The following is a 15,448-nucleotide window of genomic DNA, read 5'->3' on the forward strand; positions in this document are numbered from 1 at the left end:
TAGAGCAAAAAAATAGCGAGAAGTGAATCTTCTCGCCATTTTTAATCAAGTGTAATCTCGACAGTTAAATAACCTTAATACCGATTGATTTGTAACAACCGAACCTCTATTTATTTAATAGAGGTTTTAAGTAATGCCCAGTATGTGAACGCTCACATTCGGCTACTTCTTCTGGTGTACCGGCAATGAGTATTTCACCACCGCCAGCTCCGCCTTCAGGTCCTAAATCGATAACCCAATCTGCTGTTTTAATTACATCGAGGTTGTGCTCAATAACAACAATTGTATTGCCGTGATCGCGCAGACGATGAAGTACAACAAGCAGCTGTTCAATGTCAGCAAAGTGTAAGCCTGTTGTTGGCTCATCTAATATGTAGAGCGTTTTACCAGTATCACGCTTTGATAGCTCGCGTGCTAATTTTACACGTTGGGCCTCACCACCAGAGAGAGTAGTAGCGGCTTGACCTAAACGCACGTACGACAAACCAACGTCCATCAGCGTTTTAAGCTTACGCGCAATAGCCGGTATTTTATCAAAGTAATCATGAGCGTCTTCAACAGTCATCTCAAGCACTTGGTGTATGTTTTTACCTTTGTATTGTACTTCGAGGGTTTCGCGGTTATAGCGTTTACTCTTACATACATCACACGGTACATACACATCAGGTAAAAAGTGCATTTCAACTTTAATTAAGCCGTCACCTTGGCAAGCTTCACAGCGTCCGCCTTTAACGTTAAAGCTAAAGCGACCTACTTTGTAGCCACGTGAGCGCGCTTCTTGTGTACCTGCAAATAACTCACGAATGCCGGTAAATATACCTGTGTAGGTTGCCGGGTTTGAACGCGGAGTACGACCAATCGGACTTTGATCAATATCGATCACTTTATCAAAATGATCTAAACCACTAATTGATTTATATGGTGCCGCTTCGGCAGTTGTTGCGCCATTTAGCTCTGTATGAGCAAGTTTAAACAAAGTGTCGTTTATTAACGTTGATTTACCCGAGCCCGATACACCTGTCACACAGGTCATTAAACCAAATGGGATTTTTAAATCCACATTTTTAAGATTATTACCTGTTGCGCCAAATAGCTCTAGCCATTTGTCGTTTGTTGGGTGACGTTCTTTTGGTATTTCTATTCTACGTACGCCTGATAAAAACTGGCCCGTAACAGACTCTTTGCTTGCTAAAATATCGTCGCGTGTTCCTTGAGCAATAATATGCCCACCATGAACACCCGCGCCTGGGCCAATATCAATAATATGGTCAGCGGCACGAATAGCATCTTCATCGTGCTCTACCACAATAACGGTGTTACCTAAGTCGCGTAAATGTACCAATGTTTGTAATAAACGGTCGTTATCGCGTTGATGCAGCCCAATAGATGGCTCATCTAGTACGTACATTACACCTACAAGGCCTGCACCAATTTGGCTCGCTAAGCGAATACGCTGAGCTTCACCACCTGATAGTGTGTCGGCGCTGCGCTCAAGTGATAAGTAATTTAGGCCAACGTTAATTAAAAACGATAAACGGTCGCGAATTTCTTTTAGTATTTTTTCAGCTATTTGGCCTTTTTGTCCGGTTAGCGTTAACCCTTCAAAAAACTCCATAGCTTCACCAATACTCATGCGCGTGATTGCAGGTAAGTTGGTTTTTCCAATAAATACATTTCGAGATTCTTCGCGTAAACGCGAGCCATTACAGCTAGGACATGCTTGGCTTGTTTGGTATTTAGCAAGCTCTTCGCGTACTGAGTTTGACTCAGTTTCGCGGTAGCGGCGATTCATGTTGTTTAACACGCCTTCAAACTCATGATTGCGCGTAATTAAATCGCCACGGTCGTTACGGTAATTAAACGCAATTTTAGTGCTACCAGAGCCATCTAAAATAATTTTTTTCGAGTCGCTGTCTAAATCTTGATAAGGCACATCTAAATCAAAACTATAATGCTCAGCAACGGCTTGTAGCATTTGATAGTAATAAAAGCTGCGTTTATCCCAGCCTTTAATTGCACCGCCAGCAAGGCTTAACTCTGGGTTATGGACTACGCGATTAGGATCAAAATATTGACGTATACCTAAACCATCACAGGTTTGGCACGCACCAGCAGGGTTATTAAACGAAAACAAACGCGGTTCTAGCTCAGTCATTGCATAGCCACAAGTAGGGCAGGCAAAGTTTGCTGAGAATAAAATTTCTTCAGCGCTGCTATCATCCATGTATGCTACATGTGCAACGCCATTAGACATTTCAAGCGCGGTTTCAAACGATTCTGCTAAGCGTTGTTGTAAGCCATCTTTTACTTTAAAACGGTCTACAACAACTTCTATTGTATGTTTTTTATGAAGCTCAAGTGTTGGTGGATCAGACAAGTCACATACTTCACCGTCTATACGGGCGCGAATATAACCTTGGCTTGATAGCTGCTCTAATAACTTAACATGCTCACCTTTACGCTCTTTTACTATAGGCGCAAGCAGCATTAATTTACTGCCTTCAGGCAGTGCCAAAACAGTATCTACCATTTGACTAACTGTTTGCGCAGCAAGTGGTAAATCATGTGTAGGGCATCGTGGTTCGCCAACGCGGGCAAACATAAGTCGTAAATAATCGTAAATTTCGGTAATAGTACCCACAGTTGATCGTGGATTATGAGACGTTGATTTTTGCTCAATAGAAATTGCAGGAGAGAGGCCTTCGATGTGATCTACATCAGGCTTTTCCATAAGCGATAAAAATTGTCTTGCATACGCAGAAAGTGATTCAACATACCGGCGTTGTCCTTCTGCATAAAGTGTATCAAATGCAAGTGATGACTTCCCCGAACCAGATAGACCAGTAATAACTATTAATTTATCACGTGGGATGGTTAGGCTGATGTCTTTTAAATTATGCGTACGGGCGCCTCGGACTTCAATGTTTTCCATGCTATCTCGTTTATTACCAAAATTATTTACTCAGTATCGCATAATACGAAGCAATATTAATCCTTGATCAATGAAAAATCCTTACTTATAGGCGATTAATTATTGCCAAGCTTATGGTAGAATCCCAACCTCAATTTTTCATAGAGTAAGATCACGCAGATAATGACCGCATCTTCACTTAATTCACGAGAAAAACGCGCCGCAGTATCGCTGGCGAGTGTGTTTGCATTTAGAATGCTCGGCTTGTTTATGCTGATGCCTGTATTGGCTATTTATGGACAATCGCTTGAAGGTTTTTCGCCTATTTGGATTGGTTTTGCCATTGGTGCGTATGGTTTAACGCAAGCCGTATTGCAAATACCTATGGGTCGATTATCCGATAAGATTGGTCGTAAAAAGGTTATTGTTGGTGGCTTAGTCGTATTTGCTATTGGCTCTGTAGTTGCTGCATTAGCTGACTCTATTCAAATGGTTACCGTAGGCCGCGCTCTACAAGGTATGGGCGCAATAGCCAGTGCGCTACTCGCGTTTGCTTCAGATTTAAGCCGCGATGAGCAACGACCAAAGGTAATGGCCGTTATTGGTATGAGCATAGGAATGAGCTTTGCCTTTGCTATGCTACTTGGGCCAATTGTTGCAGCTTCGTGGGGTATTGCGGGTGTATTTTGGTTGACTGCTATTTTAGCTGTTTTTGGTATATTTATAGTGACTATGCTAGTGCCAAATGCGGTAAATAAAGCGCCCAAAGGCGATACATTAGCAAGCTTTAGCGACATTAAAAAACTAATTAAGCACCCTCAGTTAGCACGATTAAATGCAGGTGTATTGCTATTACACTTAACGCTAACCACAATATTTGTCGTACTACCGAGTCAATTAATTAAAGATGGCTTAGTTGCCGACCATCACTGGTATTTATATATTCCAGTGCTATTTTTAGCATTTTTATTAATGGTACCAATAATGATTGTGGCCATTAAAAAAGAGAAAGAAAAACAAGCATTTATTGGCTCAGTAGCCTTGTTAACTATTAGTATGCTAGCAATGTCGGTATGGGTTAATAGTGTAGTAGGCATTGCTGTGTGTATGCTGCTTTATTTTGTGGCGTTTAACTTTTTAGAAGCCACTATGCCTGCGCTTGTATCGCGAATATCACCTGCAAGCCAAAAAGGTTCAGCAATGGGTGGCTACTCATCTAGTCAGTTTTTAGGCGCCTTTTTAGGCGGTATGTTAGGTGGTTATGTAGCACAAACTACAACGACGCAAGCTGTGTTTGCGGCAGCGGCACTTGTTGGGTTAATATGGCTTATTATTGCGTGGAAAATGCAAGTCCCACCCAAAAGTAAAGTTATTAGTTTAATGACCAAATTAGATTCTGAAGAGCATGCTCAAACACTTGCTTCTCAGTTAGTTGCTTTACCAGGCGTAATAGAAGCAACTGTGGTTCGCGATGAAAGTCGCAGCTATTTAAAGATTAATGATAAAGAATTTGACCTAGACCAAGCACGTAAAGTAGCTGGTTTAATCTAACATTTATAGGAGATGGTTCCATGGCACGCGGTGTGAACAAAGTAATTTTGGTTGGTAATTTAGGGCAAGATCCTGAAGTTCGTTATATGCCTAATGGCAATGGTGTAGCAAATATTACCTTAGCAACTTCGGATAGCTATAAAGATAAAAACACTGGCCAAATGGTTGATAAAACTGAGTGGCATCGTGTTGTGTTCTTTGGCAAATTAGCTGAAATTGTTGGTGAATATTGTCGTAAAGGTTCACAAATTTATGTTGAAGGTAAACTTCAAACACGTAAGTGGACCGATCAACAAGGCCAAGAAAAATACACTACAGAAATAGTTGTAGATGGATTTACTGGTCAAATGCAAATGTTAGGCGCACGTGGTGGCGATCAGCAAAGTGGTGGTTACCAAGGTAATCAGCCGCAAGGTGGACAACAAGGTGGTGGTTACCAAGGTAATCAGCCGCAAGGTGGTCAACAAAGCGGTGGTTACGGTCAAAATAACCAAGGCCAAGCTGCACAGCAAAGTGGCTATAATCCGCAGCAACAAGCCGCACCAGCAGCACAACCAAAACCGGCTCCAGCACCACAGCAGCAAAGTAATCAATATCAGCCGCAAGGTGGTTATGCACCACAGCAAAAAAGTGCACCACAACAGCAAGGTGGTTTCGCTCCTAAACCACAAAGTGCTCCGCAAGGTGGCGCATCAAACCCAATGGAACCAACCATTGATTTTGACGACGATATCCCGTTCTAAATGATATAAAGTTATTAGTGTAATACTCATATTAGACCTCGTTTTTACGGGGTTTTTTTATACGAGTTGTGTAGTGAGGGCAACCCAGAACTATCAATGAATATCGTCATTAAGCAATAAAATGAAATAGTATTAGTAAACATGTTAAATTATGATGGTATTTACATTTTATTTAATTGATATATATATCGTTAACACTTACCATTAAAGGACTTTCACCTTGATTACACAATGAGAAACATGAAAACTAATATCTTATTTTTATTTCTTGTTTTTCAATTTGTGAGTCCAATTTCAAACGCTCAACCTTCTTCAAATGTTACTCATGTTTTATTTATAAATTCAACAAACCAAGATATGCCTTGGCACAAAAGTGTTGATTCTGGACTGCGTAAAAAACTTATAGAACGTTCTTTTAGTTATGAACTCTTCGTTGAAAATATGGATGTAAACCGATTCGATGAAGCAAATCAAAAACAGTTAATGAAGGACTACCTCAAACAAAAATATAAAAATAAGCACATCGATATCATTGTTACTCAGTCTCCTTCTGCAGCAGTACTTTTATCGCAATTAGATGACTTTTTTATAAATACTCCAAGAATATATTTGGAACCAGGCGCTCAATTTAGTTTGCCTAAAAATACTAACGGAGCAGTGATCCAAGCTAAATTAGATTACGCGCAAGCAACAGCAAGCGCTGTTAATTTAATGAAGCCTAAAAAATTAATCGTTATATTAGATACAAAAAACGATATTGGGATGAGCTTTTATCGAGGGCTCTTTTCGGTTATTAACCGTGACTTTTCGTATTTAGGTGTAGAGAAGTGGTTTGATCTTTCAATGCCAGAGCTACTCACTAAAGTAAAAAATGCGCCAGATGATTCAATTATATTGTTTACTCCCATTTTCAGGCATTACGATAATAAATCCCTTAGCCCTTATCAGCTCGTAGAGCAATTAGCTAAAGCAAGTTCAGCGCCCATTTTTAGTTATTGGGAGGTACTATTAGGCTCAGGTGTTGTTGGTGGGTATGTGTTGTCGGGTGAAAAAATAGGCGAACGTATTGCCGATTCGATAATTTTATACAATGAAAATAAAAGTTTAAGTGAAATCAGTGGTGAAGGGCTAAGTGTTTACGCTTATGACTGGCGTCAATTAAACAAGTTCGATATAGCTCCACAAAGCTTGCCAGAAAAGTCGATCATATCTTATTACGAGCCAACCTATTTTGAGCAAAATAAAACATTAATTTACAGCGCTACTGCGATTATTTTTATTCTTAGCAGCTTTTTAGTTTTCGTATTGTTTTTAAATCAACGGCGCATTCAACTTTTAAAAGAGCTTGATGAAGAAAAGCAAAGGTTAGAGTCTCGCGTTGATCAGCGTACTGAAGAACTGTTGCAAGCCAAAGAAGAGGCCGAAAAGCTGACATCCGCTAAGTCTGAATTTTTAGCAAATATGAGTCATGAAATTAGAACCCCTATGAGTGGGATTATTGGCTTAACCAACATTTTGCTCGAAAAAGGTTTGCCCGGGGAATATGAGCATTATTTAAATAAAATTAAATATTCTTCAGATCAACTCCTTGTAGTTATTAACGATATTTTAGACTTTTCAAAAATTGAGTCTGGAAATATTAACCTTGAGGAATTTCCTTTTTCTGTAAATTCGGTTGTTGACTACATCAAAGCAACTTTTGATGAGCTAGCTCAAAGCAAAGGGATCACATTTGATATTGTCATTGGTAAAGAGGTTAAGCTCGATTTAATAGGTGATGTAGTTCGAATAAACCAAGTACTGCTAAATTTATGCTCTAACGCAATTAAATTTACTACACAGGGCTTTGTATCGGTATTAATAGAATCAAAAAGATCGTTAGCTGATCCTAAGAGCGTTTGTTTGTATTTCATTGTTAAGGATTCCGGTATTGGGATTGCCGAGCAAAGCCTTACCGATTTATTTGAATCTTTTACTCAAGCTGACAGCTCTACAACCAGGAAATTTGGCGGCACAGGTTTAGGTTTAACTATAAGTAAGCGTTTATGCCAATCGATGGGTGGGGATATAACGGTAAAAAGTACTCAAGGTGTAGGTAGTGAATTTATAGCTTCGATTAAGGTGAAATTGAATAACCAAGCGTTGATTGATAACACTCCCGACCTAACATTTACTGATTCGTTTGAGGTATTAATTATAGATGATAATGAAGATGATCTTAAGGTAATTGAAAATCAGCTAACGGCTATGGGGCTGGTATGTACGGCCTGTCAATCTGCTAAACAAGCTGTTGATATTATTGAACACAATAAAGAGAAATTTAAAGTTATTATTGTCGACTGGGCTATGCCATCAATGAGTAGCGAAACTTTTTTAATACGCATTTTCAATATTAATCCTCAACTTTATAACAACACGATTGTGCTTATAATGAGTGACGAAAGTTTACTTAATAATGCAGCCAAAAAAGTAAGTATAAAAACTATTTTGCAGAAACCTGTATACACGAGTGTTTTGTATGAGGCGATTGAAAGTAAAGTAGTAGGCCCTCTTAATGAAGTGCCTATAGTAAACACCGTCAGTGAAGCGTCGCTGGCAGGTATAAAAATATTGGTTGTGGAAGATAACTCTATCAACAGACTAATTGTTACAAACATACTAGAGAAGGCTGATGCTCAAATTTACTTGGTTGACAATGGATTAGAATGTATTCAAGCCGTGAAATCACAATCGTACGATATTATTTTGATGGATATTCATATGCCTATTATGGACGGGGTTGAGGCGAGTAAAATTATTCGTAGCGATAGTGACAAAGCAATCGCAAATATTCCAATAATTGCTTTAACAGCTAATGTTATGAAAGATGATATTACACGATACTTATCCATTGGCATGAACGCCCATGTTGCAAAGCCTATTAAAGCGCAAAATCTACGTGAAACTATAATCCGCTGTTTAAATAAATAGCTGAGCCATTAAAGTGATTTAATAATTATCCATATTAAGTACCTATCGTAATATCGTCCGCTGGCTTGAGCCTATTTTGGATAACTTAAAAAGAAACTTCATAAAATAGAATTTGACTCACCGGGTGCTATATGAAATCTCATACATTCTTTTCCCTATATGTTTATTTCAGCAAAGGTTGAATTATCAATGTCAGAAGTTAGTGAGTTAGGCACTATAAACAAAGCACACAGCTTCGCTGCACATAGTACAAAAAAAACGCGCTTAAGCTTGAGGATTCAATTTAATCTATTTATAAAATAAAGGGCATAGTTGTTTGTTTTTGTAAGTTCTCGTTTATCTGAGTGTTTTTTGTTTAGCGCGATTAATAAACGTTTAAACTTAGTTTATAGCCTTGTACTTCTATAGATATTGAACAACACTTTAGTTAATAATTTAACGGGTGGCAGGCTATGCAGAAGAGTAAAATCTGGCTTTTCAAGTACTTCAAAGGTATCTCTTTTGTCTTATTTTTAATGATACTTATTAGTTTTAATTTCGTTTTAAATGATGCATTACATCAAAAAGTTCATGCTTCTGGGCAGCAGTTCGTTAAACACGTTTACGAGCTGAATTTATCTCCTTCTACAAACAATGAAGTGTTAGCCGCATTAGCTAAAAGTGAAGGTTTTGTGTTGGAGGTGCCAAAGCCTGCAGAGCATTTTAGGCATTTAGTGAATATAGAGCGCGAAGTTTTTTCTTACAAAACATTAAGTTTGAGCCTCTATCACTATCCTGCTTGGGTAACACAAAGTTACTTATTTATATTGCTAAACTTGATCATATTAGGCGCCGCTGGCTGGTCTTATCGCTGGTGGGGGTTATTGAATGTAAGCCGTAAAATTACGCCCAAAAATACAATGATACAACCTACTAAAATTATTGAACAAAAACAAAATAAAATACGATTAATTAAACAAGTAAAAAAATGCGAATTAAGTTCTTTGTATGGGGTTAATAGAGCATCACATAGCTTATTTTTACTCATTGAATGTGACTTTGATAAGAAAACCGATAAAGAAGCTATTTTTAAAGTGTTAATCACTAGAAAATTGACTGAATTTAAAGATGTGTCGGTAAAAATACTAAATTCCAGTTACTTAGCCGTCACCTTGCCACATATACCTACTCCCGAGTTAGACAGCTACGTTGAAAAGCTCCATCAGAGCGTGTTTTTACTATGCCAAAATTATCAAAAAAGTATGACTCATAAAAACATTAAAATAGGTGCGTGCGACTATCGATTAGGCGCAGATAAAATTGCGGTTTATCAGTTAGCAAAATCAGCACTTATGCTATCGCAAAACAGCTCAGTACAGCACTTTCACCGCTTAGCGTTAAATTACTGCCAAGAAAAACCACTTTCTAGTAAGCAAGTTATCGAAAATATTAAAAAGAACAAATTTATATTATTCTTCCAGCCTTTATTTGAGCTCTCTAGCGGGGAAATTTTAGAACATGAAGCTCTTATCAGGGTTAGGCATAGCCAACTTGGTTTACTAGCTGCTCGTTATTTTATTAATCAGGTTTATAGTAATCAAGACGCTTTAATATTAGATAAAGCAGTAATAACACAAGTTAAAAAGCTAATGCTGAGTGAATCTTCGGCCTTAACAGTTAGTGTAAATCTACACCCTAAAAATTGGTTTAATAATGTATTTTGGGAATGGTTACCTAGTCAAATAGCAGAGCTTAAATTAAGTGCTAAATTACAATTTGAAATAAGTGAGGCTGAGTTTTTTACTCATAGAGAATCGATAACTAATGCACTAAATATAATTAAAAAAAGCCGTTCACAAGTTGTGATTGATAATGTAAAAAGTAGTGAGAAAATAGCGGTATTAGCTGATTATAACCAAGTATGCGGGCTTAAATTATCATACGAACTAATTCATTTATTAAATGAAAAAACTCAAAATCAAAGGCAAATAATAAAGATAGTCGAAGCCGCTAACCTCTTAAATTTACCTGTGTATGCCGTTGGTGTAGAGACTCAAAAAGAGTTGTTTACGCTTGCCAAATTGGGAGTGGTAGGAGCTCAAGGGTTTTACTTTTCAGAGCCACTCCAAGAGTTTACGCAAGCGGTATTTAATTAAATTAACCCTCTATATTTAAGTCCATTTAGCCCCTGAAGCCCGCCAGTGTGAACCGCAATAATTTTACTCCCAGATGGGAAATAATCTTGTTCAATAAGTTGCCACAATGCATACATCATTTTTCCGCTATAAATAGGCTCAAGCGGTAGATTATAGGTGCGGCTCATATCTTGGCAGAACTGCCATAACTCAGGAGAAAACTTACCATAGCCACCACCATGAAACTCGCTGAGTAACTGCCAGTTAGTTTGATTATTAGCTTTAGCGCTCAGCTTTTTTATTTCTTCATTTAAATAATTAGCTTGTTTTAATACTGCTACACCAATCACTTGTGTTGTTGAAGCACTGCCTTCTATTAATCCAGCAAGCGTGCCACCACTACCGGTAGGGCACACTAAGTAGTTATGCTCAGGTAAGCTTTGTACTAACTCTTTACAACCTAATAAGGCATGCTCATTTGTACCGCCTTCAGGAATAATATAAGCATTGGGGAAGCGCTCTTGCAGAGCATTAAGGTAATCGGTGTCGTGGCGTTTTCGATACTCTATACGATTAACTACATGTAGGTTCATACCACAATGTTTTGCAAATTGGATTGTTGGGTTGTTGTTATCCAGTTCAGGTCCGCGAATAATCGCGCGAGTTTTTATATTAAATTCTTTTCCGGCAGCTGCACAGGCGTGAATATGGTTTGAAAACGCACCACCAAAAGTCAGAAGTTCTGTTTTATTTATCTTTTGCATGTACGCTAAATTATATTTTAATTTACGCCATTTATTGCCACTTATTAGCGGATGGAGCAAATCATCACGTTTTATACCTAAATAAATATTTCTCTTTTTTAGAAACGTTGTATCTATTTGTTGAATATAGTTATTTTCATCTATTTTGAATGTTTCATGCATTTTGTTGGTTTTCAATTTGGCAAAGTAGTTAAAATGTACGACACTTATTTCATACATAATTAACAATAGTAGCTATATGAAAGAAAAGCTGTTTTCATGGTTAAATCGTAGTTTAGATCCAAATACAGCTATTGGTGTTGCAACTTACGCAGATACTGTTAACGCAGTATGTTTAAAAAAACAACGCGACCAATGGATGGTTCACAGTTCTCACAGTGTAAATGTGTCTGAGCAAACCGATTATACCGCTGCAATTGTTGCTTGTACAAATGAGGTTTCTACTGATATTTGTGCAGTTAATTTAGTCATACCGCACTACTTTTATCAAATAGTGCAAATGGATAAACCAAACCTTAGTGATGAAGAAATTATTCAGTCACTCCCTTGGACTACAAAAGACTTAGTTGATATAGCTTCTGAAAATATTGTGGCTGATTTTATTGATTATCCAATAACATTACCGATGCAAAGCAGCAAAATGAATGTGTTTATTACGAATAAGCTGCAACTACTTCCGTTTATAGACAGTTTTGAACAAACTAAACCTGTTTTGCGTGCAATGACCTCTGAAGAAATGGTTTTAGTTACCTTGTTTGGCTCATACAAAGAGGCGCATATGCTGATTGTGCAACATGCTAATCATGAACCTCGAATCTTAATTATTCGTGATGGGCAATTAGTATTAGCTAGGCGATTAAATGGTTTTTTAGGTATTTCAGATAAGGATCAAAATCAAGAATTGGTAGAAGCGTTAGGATTAGAAATTCAGCGTTCTATGGACTTTTTTGAAAGCCAGCTCAAGCAACCACCAATTCGCAGCATTCAGTTACAGTGCGATGATTTATCCTCATTAACTCTTAGAGCCGGGCTTGCAGAGTTTTTACAAGTAAAAGTTGTAGATTTTGAGCCTAACTTAGAATTAGCGCAGCAATTAGAGCCAAATTTTTATTATGCGCTTGGGGCAGCCTATCAATTAACAGATCCTGAGTCTGTGCTATGAAAACCCGGATTAACTTTTATCAAAAAACCTTACGCGTACGGCGAGACCCAGTCCCTTTGTCTGGAATGATTACGTTGTGGTTAGGTGCGCTATTAATTATTGCAATCACGTGGGCTTTTTACAGTTATAAAACATATTCTAGTGAGCTTGATTTAGAACAAAATAGGCAATACCTCAAACAAGGAAAAGCTCAGTTAGAAGTTGTAAAACAACAGTTAGCAGAGAAACAAAATAAAACACTCTTTATTAATGAGCTAAAAACACTTCAGCAAGAGGTTTTGCACAAGCAGCAAATATTTAGCTATTTAGAGGAAAGTTCAGATCAGTCTGCAACCGATTACGCTCAGGTAATGCACGATTTAGCGAAGTATCATGAACCTAATATTTGGCTGACCCACATTAAGTTTGTAGGGCAAAGTGTGACGCTTCAGGGTCAAACATCGCAATCAAAATTCTTACCAATTTGGTTTGATAATTTAAAACAGTCGCCATTTTTTATTGATAAAGAGTTTTCAGTTTTAGAGTTATCTACGCAAGCAGGTGTGAGTGAATTTAATGTAGCGACAGACCTTAGTGATGAGGGCGATAAACCATGAGCCAAACAATAAGTAGCCAGAATAATAAAAATAAAGGTTGGCCATTATGGGTCAAATACCAAGCTCAGTTTGCATCGCTGCAAAAACGTGAGAAGTATTCCACCTTATTTGTTGGTTTGTTTATAGTGATTTACCTCGGTCTCTGGTTCGTTATTTTTCCACAGCAAGATGAAGTTGCCAACATACGTTCAAAGCACAATACAACGCTGCAAGAGTTACAGCAGATAAATGCGCAACTCTCCATGTTAAACCAAGCACTAAACTACGACTACACTAAGGTTTTACGCGGTCAAATTGCACAAACCAGAGATGAATTAGCCGAAATAAATAATCAACTTAATAGTTTTAGCCAAGGCTTTGTAGCTGCTAAAAATGTACCTGCCGTTTTAAAAGATTTGCTCGTAGATAGTAGCGACGTAAAAGTGAGTAGCTTTAATGTAAAACCAGCACGGGCTATCGATGTAGAAAAACTAGGTGAACATGATACGCAAACATTATTTTTTGAGCATCAGATGGTAGTTACTTTGCAAGGTAGCTACTTTAGCTTACAAAAATATTTAGCCGCATTAAAAAATAATCAAGATAAGTTATTAATACAAGAGTTTAGTTATCAGGTACTAGAGTACCCTCAGGCTGAATTAACTTTACAAATTGCTACAGTGAGCGCTAATGAAAAATTTATCGCGTTATAGTATTTGTACTTTGGCTTTTTACATTATTGCGCCGAGTGCGCTTGCGCAACTTCGCGATCCGACTCAGCCAAATATGTTCGTGAGTAACAATAGTCCAGTTAAGCAAAGTACAGAACTTAAATTGCAATCTATTATTAAAAACAGTACAGCATTTAAGGCCATTATTTCAGGCCATATTTATCGAGTTGGTGATGCTGTAGATGATTTTCGGGTGCTAAGCATTAACTCAAAACAGGTTGTGTTAGCAAATGATGATAAACAAATAAAATTAGAATTATATGACTATGAAATTAAAAAATAATTTATCTCATCCGTGGCTTGTTCTTCTATTGTTACCTACATTTTTAACTGCGTGCCATAGCTTTAAACCAGGTAAAGAGGTTAAAAATCATATAGAGCAAGAGTTATCTGAAAGACCTACAGAGCCTAAAGTAATTGCGCCTTTACAAATGCCAAGCGAACTTACACAAAGCTTATTGTCATCTATAAATAATGAGCAAACTATAAGTGATGATTTATCTATAAAGCGTTTTGATGTCGCAGCAAATGATGTCGAAATAGACGCTTTTTTTGCAGGCTTAACAGACGATACCCCTTTTAGTGTTGCTGTGCATCCTGAGGTAAATGGCACAATTAATTTAAATCTTAAAAGCGTTACGTTTAATGAAGTCATTAATGTTATTAAGCGTATGTATCCTTTAGATATTGTTAATGAAGGACGAATTGTACAAGTACTACCAGCCAAAATGCGCACAGAAACAATACCTGTAAATTATTTAATGATGCAACGCCATGGTCAGTCTACAGTGAGTGTTGTTGCTGGTGGGGTGAGTCAATTTGCACAAAGTGGCAGTGGTTCGAGTGGTTCAAGTTCAGGTAATAGTAACCAGCAAAATAGTGAATTTGGCGGCGATAATCAAAGCTTAGATTTAAATGGTTCTCGAATCCAAACAATTAATAAAAACGATTTTTGGAAGGAATTAGAAGTTGCCCTTAAGTCTTTAATTGGCGCAAGCGATGGGCGCTATGTTGTTGCAAGCCCACAAGCTAGTTTGGTAACCGTAAATGCATTACCAAGCGAAATTAGTCAGCTAAAAGAGTTTTTACGTCAAAGCCAAGAAAACCTACAACGCCAAGTTATTCTAGAAGCAAAAATAATAGAAGTAACCTTAAAAGATGAGTACCAACAAGGGGTCAACTGGGAGCGCATAGCCAGTGGTTTAGAAGGCGGTATTTCGTTTGCTACAACAGCGGGTTCTACAATTAGTAATAGTATTTCGGCTGCCATTGGCGGAGCGTCATCGCTGACAATTCAAAAAGGTGACTTTAACGGAGTTATTAATTTGCTAGAAACCCAAGGTGATGTGCAAATGTTATCTAACCCTCGCGTTACGGCTACAAACAACCAAAAAGCAGTTATAAAAGTAGGGCAAGACGAATACTTTGTTACTAATGTATCAAGTACGACGGTAACTGGTACTGCTACAACTACCTCGCCTGAGATTGATTTAACACCGTTCTTTTCTGGTATTGCGCTTGATGTAACGCCGCAAATTGACAAGTACGGCTCAGTTATTTTGCATGTTCACCCTTCAGTAACTGAAACAGAAGAGCAGCTAAAGGTAATTACTTTAGACGATCAACGTTTTGAATTACCTCTAGCGCAGAGCAACATTCGAGAATCAGATACCGTTATTCGCGCTCAAAGTGGCGAAATAGTGGTTATTGGTGGTTTGATGCAAACGTCAACACAGGATGAAGAATCAAAAACACCCGTGCTGGGTGATATCCCCATATTTGGCAACTTATTCAAAAGTATTCGTAAACGCCAAGAGAAAAAAGAACTAATTATTTTAATCAAACCAACCGTTGTTATGCCCGATACTTGGAAAAAACAACAAGGTGAAAGCCGTCAGCTTTTAAAAACATGGTATGAAAACTAACT

At 37.8% G+C, this 15,448-nt stretch carries 11 protein-coding genes; 9 read left to right on the plus strand and 2 right to left on the minus strand.

The genetic code is table 11. From position 1 onward, the window contains the following. Positions 1-106 precede the first annotated feature (106 nt). On the minus strand, positions 107-2,932 hold the full coding sequence (gene uvrA / locus P20429_RS02790) for an excinuclease ABC subunit UvrA (RefSeq protein ID WP_007586298.1): 2,826 nt from the start codon (positions 2,930-2,932) through the stop codon (positions 107-109). A gap of 162 nt (positions 2,933-3,094) precedes the next feature. On the opposite strand from uvrA, the gene P20429_RS02785 reads away from it, so the two are divergent. From P20429_RS02785 to P20429_RS02770, 4 genes are all read left to right on the plus strand, one after another. Then, a complete protein-coding gene (locus P20429_RS02785) occupies positions 3,095-4,462 on the plus strand; it encodes an MFS transporter (protein ID WP_007586299.1) in 1,368 nt (455 codons plus the stop codon). 20 nt (positions 4,463-4,482) lie between these two features. Further along, positions 4,483-5,205: a single-stranded DNA-binding protein gene (ssb, locus tag P20429_RS02780; RefSeq protein WP_007586300.1), complete on the plus strand. Its 723-nt coding sequence runs from the start codon at positions 4,483-4,485 to the stop codon at positions 5,203-5,205. Between the two features lie 240 nt (positions 5,206-5,445). Then, complete coding sequence (locus P20429_RS20920; RefSeq protein ID WP_007586301.1) at positions 5,446-8,175, plus strand: response regulator; 2,730 nt, start codon at positions 5,446-5,448, stop codon at positions 8,173-8,175. A gap of 515 nt (positions 8,176-8,690) precedes the next feature. Continuing rightward, entirely contained in the window at positions 8,691-10,310 is a 1,620-nt protein-coding gene (locus P20429_RS02770) for an EAL domain-containing protein (protein WP_007586309.1), read from the plus strand. Here P20429_RS02770 and P20429_RS02765 read toward each other — a convergent pair. Continuing rightward, positions 10,307-11,215 (minus strand): 1-aminocyclopropane-1-carboxylate deaminase/D-cysteine desulfhydrase, encoded by a 909-nt coding sequence (locus P20429_RS02765; RefSeq protein ID WP_007586310.1) that lies wholly within the window; start codon positions 11,213-11,215, stop codon positions 10,307-10,309. The two genes, P20429_RS02770 and P20429_RS02765, sit on opposite strands and share 4 nt — an antisense overlap. A gap of 76 nt (positions 11,216-11,291) precedes the next feature. On the opposite strand from P20429_RS02765, the gene P20429_RS02760 reads away from it, so the two are divergent. From P20429_RS02760 to mshL, 5 genes are read left to right on the plus strand one after another with little or no spacing between them, the layout of a single operon-like run. Further along, positions 11,292-12,215 carry a hypothetical protein gene (locus P20429_RS02760; protein ID WP_007586312.1) on the plus strand — a complete coding sequence of 308 codons (924 nt, stop codon included), beginning with the start codon at positions 11,292-11,294 and terminating at the stop codon, positions 12,213-12,215. Next, positions 12,212-12,811 carry a PilN domain-containing protein gene (locus tag P20429_RS02755; protein WP_148263741.1) on the plus strand — a complete coding sequence of 200 codons (600 nt, stop codon included), beginning with the start codon at positions 12,212-12,214 and terminating at the stop codon, positions 12,809-12,811. The genes P20429_RS02760 and P20429_RS02755 overlap by 4 nt, the downstream gene beginning before the upstream one ends. Continuing rightward, positions 12,808-13,503 (plus strand): hypothetical protein, encoded by a 696-nt coding sequence (locus tag P20429_RS02750; RefSeq protein ID WP_007586316.1) that lies wholly within the window; start codon positions 12,808-12,810, stop codon positions 13,501-13,503. Before P20429_RS02755 ends, P20429_RS02750 begins: the two co-directional genes overlap by 4 nt. After that, the gene (locus tag P20429_RS02745; protein WP_007586318.1) at positions 13,481-13,804 is read left to right on the plus strand and encodes a hypothetical protein; all 324 of its coding nucleotides are present in this window, start codon (positions 13,481-13,483) and stop codon (positions 13,802-13,804) included. The genes P20429_RS02750 and P20429_RS02745 overlap by 23 nt, the downstream gene beginning before the upstream one ends. Then, positions 13,788-15,446: a pilus (MSHA type) biogenesis protein MshL gene (gene mshL / locus P20429_RS02740; RefSeq protein WP_033027125.1), complete on the plus strand. Its 1,659-nt coding sequence runs from the start codon at positions 13,788-13,790 to the stop codon at positions 15,444-15,446. The genes P20429_RS02745 and mshL overlap by 17 nt, the downstream gene beginning before the upstream one ends. Positions 15,447-15,448 lie beyond the last annotated feature (2 nt).

The organism is Pseudoalteromonas sp. BSi20429, from assembly GCF_000238895.1.
Lineage (GTDB): Bacteria > Pseudomonadota > Gammaproteobacteria > Enterobacterales > Alteromonadaceae > Pseudoalteromonas > Pseudoalteromonas arctica.

Bases quoted from the DNA above. Each gene is read 5' to 3' on its own strand.
- uvrA (WP_007586298.1), bottom strand. From the start codon at position 2,932: ATGGAAAACATTGAAGTCCGAGGCGCCCGTACGCATAATTTAAAAGAC.
- P20429_RS02745 (WP_007586318.1), top strand. From the start codon at position 13,481: ATGAAAAATTTATCGCGTTATAGTATTTGTACTTTGGCTTTTTACATT.
- P20429_RS02770 (WP_007586309.1), top strand. From the start codon at position 8,691: ATGATACTTATTAGTTTTAATTTCGTTTTAAATGATGCATTACATCAA.
- P20429_RS02750 (WP_007586316.1), top strand. From the start codon at position 12,808: ATGAGCCAAACAATAAGTAGCCAGAATAATAAAAATAAAGGTTGGCCA.
- P20429_RS20920 (WP_007586301.1), top strand. From the start codon at position 5,446: ATGAAAACTAATATCTTATTTTTATTTCTTGTTTTTCAATTTGTGAGT.
- P20429_RS02760 (WP_007586312.1), top strand. From the start codon at position 11,292: ATGAAAGAAAAGCTGTTTTCATGGTTAAATCGTAGTTTAGATCCAAAT.
- P20429_RS02785 (WP_007586299.1), top strand. From the start codon at position 3,095: ATGACCGCATCTTCACTTAATTCACGAGAAAAACGCGCCGCAGTATCG.
- P20429_RS02755 (WP_148263741.1), top strand. From the start codon at position 12,212: ATGAAAACCCGGATTAACTTTTATCAAAAAACCTTACGCGTACGGCGA.
- mshL (WP_033027125.1), top strand. From the start codon at position 13,788: ATGAAATTAAAAAATAATTTATCTCATCCGTGGCTTGTTCTTCTATTG.
- P20429_RS02765 (WP_007586310.1), bottom strand. From the start codon at position 11,215: ATGCATGAAACATTCAAAATAGATGAAAATAACTATATTCAACAAATA.
- ssb (WP_007586300.1), top strand. From the start codon at position 4,483: ATGGCACGCGGTGTGAACAAAGTAATTTTGGTTGGTAATTTAGGGCAA.